This is a genomic window from Aquiflexum sp. (assembly GCF_041749095.1).
Lineage (GTDB): Bacteria > Bacteroidota > Bacteroidia > Cytophagales > Cyclobacteriaceae > Aquiflexum.
In genome coordinates this window covers 14,246-29,822 of the sequence record NZ_JBGTCA010000559.1, presented here as the reverse complement: position 1 = coordinate 29,822, position 15,577 = coordinate 14,246, and the positions used below count along the sequence as shown (strand labels likewise).

General features: G+C 40.6%; 19 protein-coding genes. 7 read left to right on the top strand and 12 right to left on the bottom strand.

Translation table 11 applies throughout. The features are described from left to right. The 3 genes from ACEW8O_RS25110 to ACEW8O_RS25100 all read left to right on the top strand — a co-directional run. The coding region (locus tag ACEW8O_RS25110; RefSeq protein WP_373497379.1) for a hypothetical protein at nt 1–236 on the top strand (236 nt) is incomplete at its 5' end. A 100-nt stretch (nt 237–336) separates the two neighbouring features. After that, entirely contained in the window at nt 337–534 is a 198-nt protein-coding gene (locus ACEW8O_RS25105) for a hypothetical protein (protein ID WP_373497378.1), read from the top strand. Then, entirely contained in the window at nt 531–803 is a 273-nt protein-coding gene (locus ACEW8O_RS25100) for a type II toxin-antitoxin system RelE/ParE family toxin (protein WP_373497377.1), read from the top strand. Before ACEW8O_RS25105 ends, ACEW8O_RS25100 begins: the two co-directional genes overlap by 4 nt. 96 nt (nt 804–899) lie before the next feature. Here the strand turns inward: ACEW8O_RS25100 and hemN are convergent, their stop codons facing one another. Beyond that, nucleotides 900–2,261, bottom strand: coding sequence for an oxygen-independent coproporphyrinogen III oxidase (gene hemN, locus ACEW8O_RS25095; protein WP_373497376.1), 1,362 nt, complete (start codon nt 2,259–2,261; stop codon nt 900–902). Beyond that, a complete protein-coding gene (locus ACEW8O_RS25090; protein WP_373497375.1) occupies nt 2,224–2,346 on the bottom strand; it encodes a hypothetical protein in 123 nt (40 codons plus the stop codon). The genes hemN and ACEW8O_RS25090 overlap by 38 nt, the downstream gene beginning before the upstream one ends. A 250-nt stretch (nt 2,347–2,596) precedes the next feature. Here ACEW8O_RS25090 and ACEW8O_RS25085 point away from each other — a divergent pair, with 250 nt between their 5' ends. Further along, nucleotides 2,597–3,013 carry an SRPBCC family protein gene (locus tag ACEW8O_RS25085; protein WP_373497374.1) on the top strand — a complete coding sequence of 139 codons (417 nt, stop codon included), beginning with the start codon at nt 2,597–2,599 and terminating at the stop codon, nt 3,011–3,013. 306 nt (nt 3,014–3,319) lie between these two features. On the opposite strand, the gene ACEW8O_RS25080 is transcribed toward ACEW8O_RS25085, so the two are convergent. Together ACEW8O_RS25080 and ACEW8O_RS25075 are read right to left on the bottom strand one after the other, a co-directional pair. Beyond that, nucleotides 3,320–3,736 (bottom strand): hypothetical protein, encoded by a 417-nt coding sequence (locus ACEW8O_RS25080; protein ID WP_373497373.1) that lies wholly within the window; start codon nt 3,734–3,736, stop codon nt 3,320–3,322. Between the two features lie 17 nt (nt 3,737–3,753). Beyond that, complete coding sequence (locus ACEW8O_RS25075) at nt 3,754–4,014, bottom strand: type II toxin-antitoxin system HicA family toxin (RefSeq protein ID WP_373497372.1); 261 nt, start codon at nt 4,012–4,014, stop codon at nt 3,754–3,756. A 483-nt stretch (nt 4,015–4,497) separates the two neighbouring features. On the opposite strand from ACEW8O_RS25075, the gene ACEW8O_RS25070 reads away from it, so the two are divergent. Continuing rightward, nucleotides 4,498–4,782: a hypothetical protein gene (locus tag ACEW8O_RS25070; RefSeq protein ID WP_373497371.1), complete on the top strand. Its 285-nt coding sequence runs from the start codon at nt 4,498–4,500 to the stop codon at nt 4,780–4,782. Nucleotides 4,783–4,916: 134 nt separating this feature from the next. Here ACEW8O_RS25070 and ACEW8O_RS25065 read toward each other — a convergent pair whose 3' ends face one another. Both ACEW8O_RS25065 and ACEW8O_RS25060 read right to left on the bottom strand, forming a co-directional pair. Further along, on the bottom strand, nt 4,917–6,038 hold the full coding sequence (locus tag ACEW8O_RS25065) for a Gfo/Idh/MocA family protein (protein ID WP_373497370.1): 1,122 nt from the start codon (nt 6,036–6,038) through the stop codon (nt 4,917–4,919). Between the two features lie 6 nt (nt 6,039–6,044). Then, nucleotides 6,045–7,076, bottom strand: a complete 1,032-nt coding sequence (locus ACEW8O_RS25060) for a galactitol-1-phosphate 5-dehydrogenase (protein WP_373497369.1) — start codon at nt 7,074–7,076, stop codon at nt 6,045–6,047. Between the two features lie 385 nt (nt 7,077–7,461). Here ACEW8O_RS25060 and ACEW8O_RS25055 point away from each other — a divergent pair, with 385 nt between their 5' ends. After that, nucleotides 7,462–8,031, top strand: coding sequence for a pentapeptide repeat-containing protein (locus tag ACEW8O_RS25055; protein ID WP_373497368.1), 570 nt, complete (start codon nt 7,462–7,464; stop codon nt 8,029–8,031). 263 nt (nt 8,032–8,294) lie between these two features. Here ACEW8O_RS25055 and ACEW8O_RS25050 read toward each other — a convergent pair whose 3' ends face one another. Together ACEW8O_RS25050 and ACEW8O_RS25045 are read right to left on the bottom strand one after the other, a co-directional pair. Next, nucleotides 8,295–9,938 (bottom strand): putative ABC exporter domain-containing protein, encoded by a 1,644-nt coding sequence (locus ACEW8O_RS25050; RefSeq protein ID WP_373497367.1) that lies wholly within the window; start codon nt 9,936–9,938, stop codon nt 8,295–8,297. Next, on the bottom strand, nt 9,931–10,647 hold the full coding sequence (locus tag ACEW8O_RS25045) for an ABC transporter ATP-binding protein (RefSeq protein WP_373497366.1): 717 nt from the start codon (nt 10,645–10,647) through the stop codon (nt 9,931–9,933). The genes ACEW8O_RS25050 and ACEW8O_RS25045 overlap by 8 nt, the downstream gene beginning before the upstream one ends. A 121-nt stretch (nt 10,648–10,768) precedes the next feature. On the opposite strand from ACEW8O_RS25045, the gene ACEW8O_RS25040 reads away from it, so the two are divergent. Further along, nucleotides 10,769–11,377, top strand: a complete 609-nt coding sequence (locus ACEW8O_RS25040) for a hypothetical protein (protein WP_373497365.1) — start codon at nt 10,769–10,771, stop codon at nt 11,375–11,377. A gap of 59 nt (nt 11,378–11,436) precedes the next feature. Here ACEW8O_RS25040 and ACEW8O_RS25035 read toward each other — a convergent pair whose 3' ends face one another. The 4 genes from ACEW8O_RS25035 to ACEW8O_RS25020 form a co-directional block, all read right to left on the bottom strand. Then, nucleotides 11,437–12,060: a hypothetical protein gene (locus ACEW8O_RS25035; protein WP_373497364.1), complete on the bottom strand. Its 624-nt coding sequence runs from the start codon at nt 12,058–12,060 to the stop codon at nt 11,437–11,439. Between the two features lie 81 nt (nt 12,061–12,141). After that, nucleotides 12,142–13,431 carry an LVIVD repeat-containing protein gene (locus tag ACEW8O_RS25030; RefSeq protein ID WP_373497363.1) on the bottom strand — a complete coding sequence of 430 codons (1,290 nt, stop codon included), beginning with the start codon at nt 13,429–13,431 and terminating at the stop codon, nt 12,142–12,144. Nucleotides 13,432–13,547: 116 nt separating this feature from the next. Next, nucleotides 13,548–13,964 (bottom strand): nucleotidyltransferase substrate binding protein, encoded by a 417-nt coding sequence (locus ACEW8O_RS25025; RefSeq protein ID WP_373497362.1) that lies wholly within the window; start codon nt 13,962–13,964, stop codon nt 13,548–13,550. A gap of 87 nt (nt 13,965–14,051) precedes the next feature. Further along, complete coding sequence (locus ACEW8O_RS25020) at nt 14,052–15,497, bottom strand: trypsin-like peptidase domain-containing protein (RefSeq protein ID WP_373497380.1); 1,446 nt, start codon at nt 15,495–15,497, stop codon at nt 14,052–14,054. Nucleotides 15,498–15,577 lie beyond the last annotated feature (80 nt).

Sequence of the window (15,577 nt, the reverse complement as noted above, 5' to 3'; positions counted from 1 at the left end):
ATCTTCCCGACATATCGACAGTAAAAGTAATTTCAAACAGCTATGTTATCACCAACACACCGAATGGAATCAGTCCGACTTTTTCAGGAAAGGTGACCGATTTCAGGACATTCCTATATTCGGATGCTTCAAAACCGGTGTTTTCTTTTGTGTATTCCAATAAGAATAAAGCTATCAAAAAAGCCAAGAAGTTGGCTTCTAACTTGGATGCCGAATTGGTTCTCAATATTCTTTGAAATTTAAGGTATTTTTATCCAATGAGAATACCAAACAAGACACCATTAAGGAGAGTTAAAACAATAAAATAGAATTTGTATCTTTAGAGAAAATCAAATTATGGGAGCTATTATTATTCGAGCGGACAATAAAAGTAACAAGATACTTTCTGAACTCGCAAAAAAACTAGGTGGGACTGTTATTAATTTGGAGGATGAACAATTTGAAGATCTTGCACTTGGCACAGCAATGGATCAATTGAAAACAGGAGAAACAGTTGATCCTAAATCAATAATGAAGAAATTAAGGGAAAGGTGATAGTCGAGTTTGATAAATCCTTTGAAAAATCACTTGATAAGATCAAGAATAAATCAGTTTTTACCAAAATCGAAAAAACTATTTCAATCTGCGAAAGTGCAAAAACCTTATCGGTAATTCCGAATATGAAAAAATTAACGGGATATAAAACCTACTATAGAATCAGGTTAGGTGAATACAGGATAGGAATTGAACAGATAGGAAATGAAACAATAAGATTTATTATCATAGCTCACCGAAGGGATATTTATAGATTTTTTCCGAAATGAATTCAACCAAATTAAGGGCATGATTCCTACTTTTTTTACTGGTATTTTTGGGGATTCGCTAATTGGCAGCTTAGATTTAACAACTTACTAGTATTTTCAAATCGACTTGCTAAACCCAAACTTCGCTGATTCTTTTTCCTGCATGCGGAGGTCAAATACCATACAGATATTCCGGATATAGGGAAGGCCCGCAGGAAGGATTTCTATCCCTTTTGAATCAAACTTGATCAAGCCTTCTTCCTTGAACACCTTGAGCCTGTCCCAATTCTTTTTACCTAGAAGAGAATAATAGCAAAAATCCCATTCGGCCACTTGGTTGCAGATTAGGTTAAGTATGAGATGTCTGGTTTTGATATCCTCTTTCCTCATCCTATGTCCTTTGCTGATGGCAAAGTGCTTCAGACTGATCTGTTCTTTGTACAGGTCAATTTCCTTGGTGTTCTGGGCATAGGCATAATACACATCAGATATGGAACTGTTGCCCAAGCCGATCAATATTTTGGAAGGCGAGGTGGTATAGCCCATAAAATTCCTGTGCAGGGTTTTATTTTTCTTGGCTTTATACAAAGGGTCATTGGGTAGGGCAAAATGGTCCATACCGATTTCAAAATATCCCATTTCAGATAGTAAAACTTTTCCGCCTTCATAAAGCGCTCTTTTTTCAGATTCCATTGGGAGGAACTTTTCAAAACTCCGCTGTGCCGGAAATGCAGAAGGCAAATGGGCATAACTGTAAAAAGCAATTCTATCAGGTTTTAACTCAGCTACTTTCTTGAAAGTTGCTTCGATTGTTTCCAAAGTTTGATGGGGCAGACCATAGATCAAATCAAAGTTTACCGAATCATATCCGATCTCCCTTGCCACATCAGTCGCCTCTTTTACCCTTTCAAAAGGTTGGATCCTATGGATGGCTTTCTGCACCTCCTCATTAAAATCCTGTATGCCATAGCTGACCCTACGGAAACCCAAATCAAACAAGGTCTGCAAATGTTCACGGGTAGTATTGTTGGGATGGCCTTCAAAACTGAACTCAGCCTGTGGCATGACTTCAGCACTTCCGATGATGAATGAGAGCATCTCATTAAGCGATTCCGGTGAGAAAAAAGTTGGTGTTCCACCGCCCAAATGAATGCCGGCCAGTTTGGGCCTGTCCTCAAATATTTTCAGATATGCCTCCCATTCATTCATAACGGAAGTGATATAGGGAGTTTCGACTTTATGATTTTTGGTAATGCGTTTGTTGCAGCCACAGTAGGTACAAAGACTTTCACAATAAGGAAGGTGGATGTACAAAGTGACTCCTTCAGATTCGCCAAAATTCTCAAATGCTTTTTGGACCAAGCTGATCCAACCATTTTCACTCAGGTCATCAGACCAAAGGGGTACGGTAGGATAAGAAGTATATCGTGGGGCAGGGACATTATACTTTTGCAGAAGTTGTGGAGATATTGTCTTCATAATCATCTTTGATGGTGTACAAATTTGACATTTTATCCTTGACCTTTTTATGACCATAACTTTGCCCAAACCTGATAAAAGTCATGATTATTGTTTTTATCACTACAGGATAGGATGGACTTTTAAACTTAATTTGATATTTTCAATGACATAAAAATATGGGGGGCGCATTTGACCTGACAAAATGGATAAATCTGGAACCAACATTTCCTTGTCATTTCGACGGCAGGAGAAATCTAATACCCTCAGATTTTCTCTTTGTCAAGTTGGTTTTGACTCTCGCCTCCTCTCTATTCTTGTTTCTTAAATCCAACTTCTCACTTCTATACAAAACCATGGAAACCAAAAAAATCACAATCCACACAACTGTTTCGGTCAACATACAAAAGGCCTGGGAATACTATACCCAACCTGAACACATCACAAAATGGAACTTCGCCACAGACGAGTGGCAATGCCCTTACGCCTCCAATGATTTGAGGGTCGGTGGAAAATATATGGCAAGGATGGAAGCCAAAGACGGAAGTTTTGGTTTTGACTTTGAGGGGATTTATGATGAAGTCATAGATAGCGAAAAAATTATATATACTATGTCGGACGGCAGGCAAGTGACAGTGAGTTTTGAAAGTGCTGACAGTCAAACTGAAGTAACTGTAACTTTTGATGCCGAGTCAACAAATGACCTTGAAATTCAAAGACAGGGATGGCAGGCCATACTTGAAAATTATAAGAGATATACTGAGGCAAGTTGAAAAGTTTGATTGTTCCAGCAACAAAAAAAATACATCTTCTCCTCTCAATTCCCTTTCAATGCTTAATCAAGACCGAATATCTGAAAATTTAATCTTTCATAAACCGAAAAATACCGTGAACAAAAGATCGTATGGTAAGGATAAATTAGGGATATTGTAGGCGATAATTGGGAAATTTACACAACTGTTGCGCTATGTTTGCTATATAGAACAAATGGTGAAATAATTGTGTGAAGCGATCTGTTGCCTGCAAGGGTAATCTCAAGAATCACTAACCTTACTACCGATACAATCGCCCCATGTTCCTTAGCTTAACGCAATTTGCCTTAATTCACTGGCCAAGAGGTGAACGGCCGTTTGGATTTTTTTGGCTTGATTTTCCGATGCTCGCTTGTTTCCTGAGACGTACTGTTGCAAGAGATTTGAATTAATTCCTGCCCGAGTCGCAATTACTGATATTTTCAACTCTTTGAAATGTTCAAAAAATGCTGCCAAGTCATATTCACAAGTAAACGTGACCTCTTTTGCTTGGATGTTTTGCCACTCAGGATTGTTTTTACCTTCATGAGCCAGATAATCTGTGAGTAAATTTCGAAGGTTCTCCAGCACTCCTTCTACCGTATCGCCTTGAGTAGTAAGTAAAAATCCCGGCGCCTTAACCTGTGCCCCAAACTTATGTTCCTCCAAATCAATGCGTACGGGCAGTGTTTTAAGTTCTTGCATAAAATGCATTTTTCTAATTATCTGGATAAACCCAAAAGGTTTTTTACCACAGTTACAATTCTCTTTGGGCTAAGTTGTATTTTACGCATTCTCCCTTTCAGACCAGCCTCCCGGAAAATGTTATTTATCAGAATTGGCTTCAAGGATTGCTCTCCCAATTCAGGAATTGAAAGAAGATTAGGATGGTTGGGATGCGTAAGTATATAATGTGAACCCTGCTTACGAACTTTTTGCCAGCCAGCCTTTTCAAGGATGCTAATAAGGAATGATGCTTTCATACAATAAATGCCTAGGACATAAAGGTAATAAAAATATTACCTAAAAAACCTAAATCCTGGTAATATTTTTTCAATTTGTTAAGCTATCAATTACATGAACACTAATAAGCAACATTGCATTTCTCCAAGTGTGGGTGGACGAATTTCCATGGAACTGACGAATAACAGGCATCTGTTTATTTTTACCCATCCGCATTGCAGCCAATGCCAAACCTGTTAGCAATGCTTTACCGTTGGCACAATAGAACCCACACTGGTAAAGAGCTATGATTAACAAGTAAATTTCACAGGGTTCTTTTCTTCAAGACTTCGAAAGGGATTACTTAATCCCAACCTCTACGATACCCCTAGTCGGGAAGCCGGTTTATTCGAGGATCTTTTGAAAACCTTTCTCGGGAGATAGACACAGAAGGTAAGCTACAGGAAAATCCTGAAAACTGGATCGTGATTCCGGTTGAAATAAAAGCCGCTGGAAGATATCGCATGAACCTGCGTAATCACCATATGCACAAAGACGGAGACAATGATATTTGGATACACATCAAAGGATGGCCACTGCCGATCCGGCGGGTGGGAGACCATGCCGTGGATTCTTTTCAGTGGCTTACCTGGGGACCTGATTACACATTCTGGGACATTGAGAAACCGGACATGTATGAGTTTTACATAGCGGGCAGGTCTCACGGATTTGGAATTGACAGGATTGCCATCTACAGCGAAGAAGCTCCCATTAGCCTGCTTCACCGCACAACAAAAACAGATAACTAATTGGCTAAGGGGGGTGACCTACCTGGTTTCAATCAGAAAAAAATGCAGGAACCTGATTATTCATTCCGAAGACAACGGGCTAATAAAGAGATGGAAAGCCGACAGCGAGCCTGAGTTTGTTAAAACAATTTAGGTTATTTTGTCCTCAACCTCCCATCCATATCCCCTCTCCCTTCCTCAGCCTTCAATGGAAACTTCACCGGCATATTGTCACGGGTGGAGCGGTAGATGGCTGTAAAGAGTTCTACTGTCCTGCGGCCTTCTTCTCCGGTGACCAAGGGGTCTCTGTCTTGTGACAGGGCATCCAAAAATTCTTCGATCTGTAATTGGATATAGTGGACGGTTGGGTCGATTTTGTGGAAGATAGCTGTATCCTCTTTGATAAATTCAGCTAGTAGATGCTCTTCCCCCGGAATGGTCCAAAGGTCATTTTGGGGCGGTTCGGAAATTCCCGACATGCCTGCAATAAACATGGCTCCTGCTTCAGGCTGAATGCCAACAGAAGCCCCGTTGCTGCCATGGACATGGATTTTGCCATGGATGCCGGGTTTGGTGGAATTGGTCAAAAGGATATTGCCCAAGCCTCCGTTTTTGAATTTGACGATGGCCAAAACCGTGTCTTCCACCTCGATATAGGGATGGTTGAGATTGGCCCAAGTGCCATATACTTCGTCCACTTCTCCCATCAGCCAAAGCAATACATCCAATTGGTGCGGGGCCTGATTGACCATGACCCCACCTCCTTCATGTTCCCATGAACCACGCCAAGGGTCTGATTTGTAATAATTCTCATCCCGCCAACCCAACATGGTCACTGTTCCCAAAGCCGGTTTACCTATTTTCCCATCCTCAATGGCTTTTTTGGCACGCTGCACCGATTCATAAAATCTCCTTTGACTGATCACTCCTAGTTTTTTACCATGCTTTTTTGAGCCTGCTATCATGCCATCACAATCTGCCAAAGTGGAGGCCAATGGTTTTTCCACAATCACATGTGCCCCGGCAGCCATGGCTTCCAAGGTGGGTTCCAAATGATTGGGATGTGGGGTGCAGACCATGACGAGATCGAGTTTTTCCTTTTCCACCATTTCGGTGATATTGTCATAGGCCTTGACCCCATAAGTAGCTGCAAAGCTTTGGGCTTTATCCAATGTCCTGCTGAAGACAGCGGTAAACTCAGATTGGGGAGCGTTTTGTAATGCCTTGGCATGGAGGTGGGCAACTTTTCCGCAACCGATTATTCCTGTTTTGTACATGATGGCTTAGGGTTGGAGAACTACTTTGTTTAATCCGGGTTCTTTGTCATACAGCTTTTTGAACCAGGCTGCCCCCTCACTCAAGGGGGCTTTGACACTCAAAAGGGAATCCACATCGATCAGTCCTTTTTCCATCATCTCCAATACTTTGTCATATTCACCCGCTATGGAGCAACTTCCCTGCAATCTGATTTCCCTTGTCACCACTGCCTGAAGGGGGAATTCTACCTGTTGGGCAAGGTTACCGACCAAAGTGACCGTTCCGCCTTTTCGGACATTTTCTATGGCCATTTTTACTGTCGGTGCAATACCTACTGCTTCAAATGCCACATCGGCACCTCTGTTGTGGGTCAGGCTCAAAATGGATTTTTGTAAGGATTCATCTTTGGCATTGAAGGTTTGGTCAGCACCGAATTTACGGGCCAATTCAAGTTTTCTATCATCGAGATCAATGGCGATGATCGTTCCCGCATTGGACTGTCTGAGTACCTGAATAAGGAAAAGCCCGATCATTCCTGTCCCGACTACCAGCACCGTATCCATCAGACTAATAGGCGTGAGATCAACTGCATGGGCTGATACAGCTACAGGTTCGACCATTGCTGCCTGTTCAAAGGAAACTGAATCGGGTATTTTATAAAGGATATGTTCGGGTACCACCACATATTCAGCAAATGCACCATGTCTCCTGTATTCTTTTGGAGAAACTCCTAGAACTTTTCTGTTGTCACTTAGATTGTATTTACCTTTCCTTGTGTACCAATCATTGAGTTCATACACTGTGGAGTCAAATGTTACCCGATCACCTACAGCAAAGGCTTTTACCTCACTTCCGGTTTCTACAATTACGCCTGATGCTTCATGCCCCATGATTAGCGGGGGATTTCTCCTTCCCGAACTTCCATCCATACCATGTACATCACTGCCACAGATACCACATGCCTTTACCCTGACCAGTACTTCATTGGGAAGAAACTCAGGTTCAGGTACATCTTTATAGACAAGGTTATTGTAAGATTCAAGGACAAGTGCTTTCATTGGTTTATTAGGTTTTTGTTGAAAAATAAAAATAGGGATTTTTTGGCGGAAAGTTTAGGAGTATGGATTGTTTGATGTCAGATGACCGATCACCGATGGAAGGTTAGTCGAATGAAAGTGGCTTGCGTCATTGCGAGGAGCACTTCAGTATGCTTTATTTTTAGGGATACCTTTAAGTGCGACGTGGCAATCTCTAGGAGTTGACTGATGAAACGATAAGAAGAAATTTTAAGAAGCATTAAACAAGAAACACGCCGTTGTCCGAAGCTTGTAGCTTCGTGACCCTGAGTACAGCGTTTGTAACGCTATTCCAAGAGGGGTAAAGGATAAAAAATAATTTAAGGCTATGACCTGCTTTTTTCAAAAGAAATGAATTATTTGCATCATGACCACTTACCACCAAGATCAGATTTTTTCCAATAAGGATTTCGTACAGAACATATTCCAAAAGGGAGAATATGAATCCTGTATCTTTAAAAATTGTAATTTCTCAGAGGCTGACCTATCGGGATCAAGATTCCTGGAATGTGAGTTTTTGGGCAGTAACCTGAGTTTGGCCAAACTCTTCAAAACTGTCATGCAGGAAGTGAATTTCAAGGATTGTAAGCTTTTGGGTTTGCGATTTGATAAATGTGAAGGGATAGGTTTGGATCTTGATTTTGAAAGCTGCCTGTTGGACAATACCTCATTTTATCAGTGCAAGTTGAAAAATATCAAATTCAAGAACTGTCGGCTTTTTGAAACTGATTTTGTAGAGGCGGACTTAACGGGTGCTGATTTTCAAGGCTCAGACCTATTAGGAGCCATTTTTGAAAACACCATTCTGGAGAAAGCCGATTTCAGACATGCCAAAAATTTCATCATCGATCCGGAAACCAACAAGATCAAAAAAGCAAAGTTTGCCATGGATGGATTACCGGGATTGTTGCAGAAGTATGGGATTGTGGTGGAGTAAGAGTGGAATTTTAGATTTTAGATTTGAGAGTTAAGATTCGAGAATCAAGAGACATGAAGGAAGTTATGACCTTTGAGGTTTTTTTTAACCTCGAAGGTCTTGAGGGTAAGGAGTACGCTTTTTTGAGAACTTAGATTTTTTTTTGAGAATTAAAACCTTCGAGGTACTGACGTCGCGGTAGGGAAGACCTAAAATATTTCAAATCAACCCGGTCTGGGTGTGGATATTCTGACTTCCGACTTCCAACTTTGGACTTCTTTCCATTAAATCTCCTTAAACTCCAATCTACTCACAATATCCAATGCCACATGCAACATGACTGCTGCGACTAGGGTCATTCCCATTCCTGTGGCCAGAAATGCATATACTAACTGTTTGGAGATGATATAAGCAAATACTCCTGCTGTCAAGGATGGTAGAATTCCAAAAAATAATACCCCTCCCACAATCAATGGTTTGATCAGTTTGCGAACCCAACCTTCATCAAAGCCTACCTGGGTAGTTAGGGTAATAGCAAATCCCGCAATGTAAAAAGTCCCCAAACAAAAAGGAAATAGAATCATCAAACCCCAACTCAATTGTGCTATCAGGACTGTTGGTATAATCAGTATCACTGCAAAGATCAAAGTTTGATAAATGTCCAACTTAATGATATTCCAGAATTTGGAAGGCCATGAAGCGGGAATTAGGATGAAAAAGGGTTTTTTGAGATCGCCTACGTTAGTACGCCCCATTCCTGCAAGGAAGTAAAATCCCAGCATCGTGGCCAAATAGCCATAAATGATGGCATGGTTGAACCAGTCAAAATTAGAGATAACAGCCATCACAATACTGATACCTGCAAATATCAACCCATACAAGCCAAAAAGAGGATGAAAATCCTGTCGCGAACTATGCACATAATTGCGCCAATAAAGTGCCACAGCACCGGTTCCGAAATCTTTGAGATCCAGTTTCTTTTTGGTGTTGAGGCTCATGGAAGATTCCGAAGCTTCCCGCTTGCCTTTCACTTTTTCTTTAACCTCCTCATTCGATTTGGTGGATTCCAGTACGTCTTCATAATAGTATCCTGAATGGACTATCACCAGATTCAAAATCAGCAAGAATGAAATCACATAGACTGCAATAAACCCAAAAGCAATCCAGATATTCTCATGGCCTAAGTAGGTGATGATTCCCCTGCTCCAACCCACCAAAGGGAAGAAGTCAAACCATTTGGATCCTATCCATGCAAACATCCCCTGCCAGAATTTTTCCGCCATCATCCCTGGAATCAATATCATCAGGGAAAGAATCAGTCCCAATGCGAAAACACCGTTTTTCACATAGTGTAAAATATCATATTTTGTATTGAGGGTATAAACCAAAAACCGGATAGGGGAAAGGATAAAGAAAAACAAGGTCAATCCCATAGACATCAACAAGAGGTTCCAGATGTTGAAATCATACATTTCGTTGAGTTGGGCGGTGCTGTACAGGACAAAAATAAAACTTCCACCAACTGCTGGGAAAATAGACCTTAACATATAGTAAATGAGGATTTTGGCAGGAGCGGCAGGGGAAGTGAACAAAAGATTGACATCGGCCATGCTGAAAAAACTCACATTCTTTTTGGTAGCCTTGTTCAATTGGAACATCAAAAAACCCAAAGCCAGCAATGTGATTCCTCCCATGAGATTTTGTTGGGTAAAACTCATCTCGCCTAATTGATCTGCGGCATCCTGGAACTGTTCTATATCCAAGTCGCCTGATTCAGTTTTTTTTGAGCCTCTTCTGAGGTAAAAAAAACTAAAGTAACCTACCACAAATAGATATGGCAACAACCGCAACGGATTCTTAAGAATCAGTTTGATATTGTTGATCAGGATAAAAAGATCCTTTCGAAGCAAAAGTTTAAACTCACTCATCTTTTGTCAGTTCTAAAAACAGATCCTCTAAAGATGAATCTGCACCGTTATTGAAAGTGGCCTTAAGATTTGGTAGGGTATCATTTCCTATGATATTGCCATCTTTCATGATCATGATCCTGTCGGCAATATTTTCCACACCATCTATCAAATGGGTGCTCACCAATATTGTCTTCCCTTTTTCTTTTAATTCTTTGAAAATCTTCTTGGTGTTTTTGATGGCTTTTGGGTCAAGTCCGATCATGGGTTCATCAAAAAATAAAACCTGTGGATCAGGCAGCAGGGCACAACAAATGGAAACTTTTTGTCTCATCCCCTTGGATAAATCCCTGCCCAATTTGTCTTGCTTATCGCTAAGGTCATAGAGTTCCATCCATTCCTGTGCTTTTGTCTGCCAATCTTTGACCGAATAAGCTTGAGCGATAAACTGCAAATGCTCTTTGACAGTCAACAGGTCATATACATGAGGTGTCTCAGGAATGTAGGAGAATAGTCTTTTGGCCGCTACGGATAAGTGGTCATATCCCCCTATGGTGATTTCACCGGAAGTTTTTCTCAATAGCCCAACAATACATTTCATGGTGGTGCTTTTTCCCGCACCATTGGGGCCTAATAGGCCAACTACTTCGCCTCCTTCCAGCTGGAAAGAGATATTGTTGACGGCATTTAGCTTACCATACTTTTTAATCAAACTATTTACTTTTAGCATGTCATAAGTATAAAAATTTCAATTTTTAAATATTAAACATTTCAATTGTATTTCTGTTTGCTCGCGCCAAAATTTGTTAAATTTACTTTGTTTTACTTTATTTTAACTTAAAAATCATACTATGAAAAATCTAATTTTAGTTTTAGTAGCCCTGTTTTTTGGTTTTGCCGGTACGGTAAATGCACAGGAAAAAGGCAAGTTCCGCGTTGGATTGGATTTAGGTTATACTGTTCCAGCTTCAGGCGGCGGAGGTCTCTTGTTTTATTTGGAGCCCAAGTACAATATTCAGGACAATATGAATATTGGTTTGAGAATCGGCGGTGCTGCCATGGTAAGGGATCTGGAGTATCATTCAAGTACGGATGATGCAAGCGGAAAAGTTGCAGTCAATGCCTCTTATGTTTTGACATATGATTACTACTTCAAAACAGAGGGAAGTAATTTTGCGCCATTTGTGGGAGCAGGACTCGGCTGGGCTACTTTTGCAAGTGTGGAGGTGGATTCAGCACAAAATCCGGATGATTTTGGTGGATTATCTTCAAATTCTGCATTTGTACCTGTTTTAAGGGCGGGATTTGAAGCTGCAAAATTCAGATTATCCTTAGATTATAATTTTGCCCCGAAATCTGATCTTCAAAATTCACAAGGCACAATTATAGGCGAAACAGCTAATGCCTACTTAGGCATTGCAGTCGGATTCTATGTGGGCGGTGGAAAGTGGAGAAATTAAATAGAAAAACAATTAAAATCAGAAAAGGCATTTCTACTTCGGAAATGCCTTTTCTGATTTTAAAACATTACCCCCCATTTCACTAAGAGACTGTTGAATACATAAGATTCTTCCCGGACAGAGCTGAATCCTGGTGGTAAATTGCCATCTTGTCTATTGGTGGTACCAAAAAAATCCCTTACTCCTTCATAAAAAAAAGCATGCGGTCTTTTAAATCCCAAACTCCATGTAAAAGCATGGTTCCCTTTTTTGGAGTTTCTTCTGATGCCTATTTGGGGACTGACCAAAAATCCCCCTTCGTACCAAGTCTCACTCCATTCAATGACTTCTCTTTTTTCCAAAATCGCAGAACCCTTACCGATATCAAAACCTGCAAAAGGGGTATTCCTTTTTTCCTTGTCCAAAAATCCCCTCCAGCCAAAAGCCATAGGCACCAAATTAAAACTAGGGTATGTATCCAAACCCACCAAAAATCCCACAGCATGGTATTTGTTGATTCTTGCACCATTAAAAGTTTGAAATGAAAAATTTACCCTTGCGTCAAAATTATTGTCCCATACCTTTAACCTTCCAATCATAGGCCCAATTTCTGTATGGCTGATAAATGCCTTTTCTTGAGAAAAGACTGGGTTAAACCCAAAAAGGAAAATCAGAAAAAATAAAACGGGGATTTCTGTTTTCATGAAATTAATGATGTCTAATGATTGGATTACGATTAAAGCAAACCCTCCAAAGGTTCTAATCTTTGGAGGGTTTTTAGTTGATCAAACAATGACCGGATTTTTGACCTGAATACAACTTAGGGGCTTTAAAACTGATGGGGTAGAATAATCGAACTGACACACCCCATCCGGCCCTATGACGATCAATGATTTTGGGCCGGGAATTAAGTCCACTGATTTCATTGATCTGAGAAATTCTAACTGGTTTTTGTCAATGTTAAGGACATCTGCCACATTGAAGCTCTTTAGACCATGCTTTCCCTCAGCCACATATAGATAATCTCCGGCCAAGGCCAAACCGTGGGGATTCAACATGGGGTACGCTTTCACCAAAGTTGGTCGGTAAAGGTCAGTAATGTCCACAACCTGAAGTTCATCAACCCCCATTCTACATAACATGCCTGATCTCAAAGTCACGAAGGCATGCACATCATTGACTACTACCGGGTCACAGGCTGTGATGTGCTGGTAGACTGACATGACTTTTGGATCTGATGGATTGCTCGCATCATAGATATGCATTCCGGTATTTGAGCCAATAAAAAGTTTGTCCTTGAATGGGAAGATGGTTTCAATTCCCCAACCCAAGTCAATGTTTTTAAGATGTTTGGGATCGTCTTCCTGCATGACATCAAAGACCCTAAGGCTGTATTCATCTACAGCATAGAGGTGGCCACTCATCAATGTGAACCTTGCCATAGAACCCCCTTGACCATAACTTTGGGATTGAGATCCACCTTTATAGCCACTAAAACTTGCATCTGCAGATTGTACCATCCACATTCCTCCCCATCTTCCACGCCAACCAAACATCATATCAGAGTCAGAAGTCATAACAGTGTCCTTCCAGGTGATGATGGTATTGGTCGCATGATTGCTGTACATATGCATAAAAACATCCTCCACCCTGTTTACTTTTTTGATATTTCTCGGATCTGAAATATCAAATGCCAGTAAATCCACATAGCTGTCAGCGTAAAGGATGTTAGTATTTACCGCCAAGTCTACATTTCCCGGGATGTTGATAAAATTGATGTTTTTCGGAGCCGAAGGGTTGGAGTTGTCAAGAATATGGATTCCTTTATTGGGTTCATTGACAAATAGAAAATCATCATAAATGTAAATTTTACCTGGATTGTCCAGTTCTCTACCGGATTCAATTATGATATCCGAAGCCCTGACTGTAGTCATTTCCAGATAAACAGGAATCGATGTTCTGTAGGTCACTTTACTGCTTACTTCATCATGACAGGAAGGTAAAACCAAAAACATCATGAGTGCCAGAATCAAGTTGAGCGGTCTGCTGATTAGGGGGAGTAGGGTTGTTTTCATGGCAAATTACGGTTAAAGAAAATGATGTTGTAAAAACGTTACTTCCCCTTGACGGAATATTTTGCAAAAATGCGACAAGGCTATAAAAAAAAATTCAAATTTTTTTTTATAGCCCGTCAATTGTTCAATTTTTCAGTCATTTTTCTTTCAAAATTCTCCAACAAAAGGATGTGTCTTTTGATGATATTCTGACTGAACTCTGCTTCATAATCCTCCGGATATAATGGGGTGAATTTTATTCTTTCGATAATGATGTCCAACCAACCTTTTCCATTGTCAATCAGATCTTCATTAAAAGCTTCCACCGTCACATCCCTTGGGCCTGAAAATGGCGGCCTGCCCTGCTTTCTGAAGAATTCTGAGATTGTCTTTAATGCTAGTTCATGTGTCAGTTCAAATGTCCTGACGACTTTGTGTTGGGCTTTGGAATCGTTTGGGTTATTCTTAAAAGACCTGATTACTTCCCTTGTTTCTTCCAATGCCTGTTGGAAATCTTCAAAGCACTTTTCACATGTAGGAGGAAGAATTTTCATGGTTGCATTGGAGATTTAAGTTTTTAAAACATCCAACAATTTTCAAATTGGAAGATAAGACTTATTGATTGCCTTAATTTAAGAAAATTATCTCACATTGTAGGATTGCATAAAGGGTTGACCATTTGGAGATACTCCTTCCAATCTCAATCTTCCGCTGAATTTTTCAAGATATTTACCTACCTCCTCGGGATTTTTTGCTGGCTCACCATTGACTTGGGTGATGACAAAACCATTATTGAGTCCCAAATCCCTCAAATACCCACGGGTCATTCCTGTTATTTTTATTCCAAAATCAATTCCCAGTCTATCCTTTTCAAGGGCATTTACAGCTTCTAACTGGGCTCCCAATATATTGGATGAGAAATATTCTCTTTTGATGATTCCTATACCTCCTTCCAGATTTTGAAGTGCAATCTGAGCAGATTTATTTTCATTTTTCCGTTGAAAGTGAATCCGGATATTATCTCCGGGATAATAATAGGACAGGACTTCCTCAAAACTCCCTTTTCCGGTGATGTCGATATTTTCAATTCCGGTAATGACATCATTGCGCTGGAGCCCAGCTTTATCACCGGCACCACCCCTTACCACGTGGGTGATTATGACGCCATCCAAAGTTTCAATGCCCATTTCTTCTGCCAGTTCCGGTGTGATTTCCACTACTTCAACACCCGGAATGGCCTTTTGTACTTCGCCGAATTTGATGAGGTCATTGGCGATTTTCATGGCAATGTCGACCGGTACAGCAAATCCATAACCTGTGTAAGAACCTGTACGGGAAAGAATTGCTGTATTGATTCCAACCAATTCACCTTGGATATTGACCAATGCTCCTCCCGAATTCCCTGGATTGATGGGTGCGTCTGTCTGAATAAATGATTCCAGGGGGAATTCACCCCCGAGGATATTGATTTGTCTTTCTTTGGCAGATACAATTCCTGCTGTCACTGTGGAGGTTAAGTTAAAGGGGTTTCCTACGGCGATTACCCATTCGCCTATTTTAAGGTTTCTGCTACTTCCCAGTTTGATAGCAGGAAGATTTTCAGTTTCCACCTTCAGCACTGCAATATCTGTATTTTTGTCCGTACCGATCAATTTGGCCGGGTAGGTTCTCTTTTGGTGTACTACCTCAATGGTTTCTGCCCTATCCACTACGTGGTTGTTTGTGATGATGTAGCCGTCATTGCTGATGATTACACCAGAACCGGTGCTTACTCTCTGATTAGGACCTGTGCCAAAAAAATAGTCGAATATGCTATACCTCCTTTGGTCAGTTCCGGAGAAATTCTTGATAAAAACTACCGAGGGTGTACTTCTTTCCGAAGCTTCTACAAAAGATACCGGGTTATTGACAGTTTCTCTAGGTACATCCAAATAACCCACCTGATACCTAGGGCTCTCCATAAGATGAACTTCATCGGTTCCGGGAACCAATTCTTTTTCAGAAAACTGTTGGAATACCCAAGCCCCAGCGATTCCCGCTGTAAAGGCCAAAATAACGATTTTGATGTTTTTAAGCATATTCTCCATTACGGACTCATCCATTTTTGGTTAGTATAATTACTGAAAAAAGATAGCTTCCGCTTACCTAATTCAATACCAAATTTATA

Excerpts from the sequence above, each read along its gene's own strand:
- ACEW8O_RS25105 (WP_373497378.1), top strand. The coding sequence starts at position 337 with ATGGGAGCTATTATTATTCGAGCGGACAATAAAAGTAACAAGATACTT.
- hemN (WP_373497376.1), bottom strand. The coding sequence starts at position 2,261 with ATGAAGACAATATCTCCACAACTTCTGCAAAAGTATAATGTCCCTGCC.
- ACEW8O_RS25090 (WP_373497375.1), bottom strand. The coding sequence starts at position 2,346 with ATGACTTTTATCAGGTTTGGGCAAAGTTATGGTCATAAAAAGGTCAAG.
- ACEW8O_RS25085 (WP_373497374.1), top strand. The coding sequence starts at position 2,597 with ATGGAAACCAAAAAAATCACAATCCACACAACTGTTTCGGTCAACATA.
- ACEW8O_RS25080 (WP_373497373.1), bottom strand. The coding sequence starts at position 3,736 with ATGCAAGAACTTAAAACACTGCCCGTACGCATTGATTTGGAGGAACAT.
- ACEW8O_RS25075 (WP_373497372.1), bottom strand. The coding sequence starts at position 4,014 with ATGAAAGCATCATTCCTTATTAGCATCCTTGAAAAGGCTGGCTGGCAA.
- ACEW8O_RS25070 (WP_373497371.1), top strand. The coding sequence starts at position 4,498 with ATGAACCTGCGTAATCACCATATGCACAAAGACGGAGACAATGATATT.
- ACEW8O_RS25065 (WP_373497370.1), bottom strand. The coding sequence starts at position 6,038 with ATGTACAAAACAGGAATAATCGGTTGCGGAAAAGTTGCCCACCTCCAT.
- ACEW8O_RS25060 (WP_373497369.1), bottom strand. The coding sequence starts at position 7,076 with ATGAAAGCACTTGTCCTTGAATCTTACAATAACCTTGTCTATAAAGAT.
- ACEW8O_RS25055 (WP_373497368.1), top strand. The coding sequence starts at position 7,462 with ATGACCACTTACCACCAAGATCAGATTTTTTCCAATAAGGATTTCGTA.
- ACEW8O_RS25050 (WP_373497367.1), bottom strand. The coding sequence starts at position 9,938 with ATGAGTGAGTTTAAACTTTTGCTTCGAAAGGATCTTTTTATCCTGATC.
- ACEW8O_RS25045 (WP_373497366.1), bottom strand. The coding sequence starts at position 10,647 with ATGCTAAAAGTAAATAGTTTGATTAAAAAGTATGGTAAGCTAAATGCC.
- ACEW8O_RS25040 (WP_373497365.1), top strand. The coding sequence starts at position 10,769 with ATGAAAAATCTAATTTTAGTTTTAGTAGCCCTGTTTTTTGGTTTTGCC.
- ACEW8O_RS25035 (WP_373497364.1), bottom strand. The coding sequence starts at position 12,060 with ATGAAAACAGAAATCCCCGTTTTATTTTTTCTGATTTTCCTTTTTGGG.
- ACEW8O_RS25030 (WP_373497363.1), bottom strand. The coding sequence starts at position 13,431 with ATGAAAACAACCCTACTCCCCCTAATCAGCAGACCGCTCAACTTGATT.
- ACEW8O_RS25025 (WP_373497362.1), bottom strand. The coding sequence starts at position 13,964 with ATGAAAATTCTTCCTCCTACATGTGAAAAGTGCTTTGAAGATTTCCAA.
- ACEW8O_RS25020 (WP_373497380.1), bottom strand. The coding sequence starts at position 15,497 with ATGGAGAATATGCTTAAAAACATCAAAATCGTTATTTTGGCCTTTACA.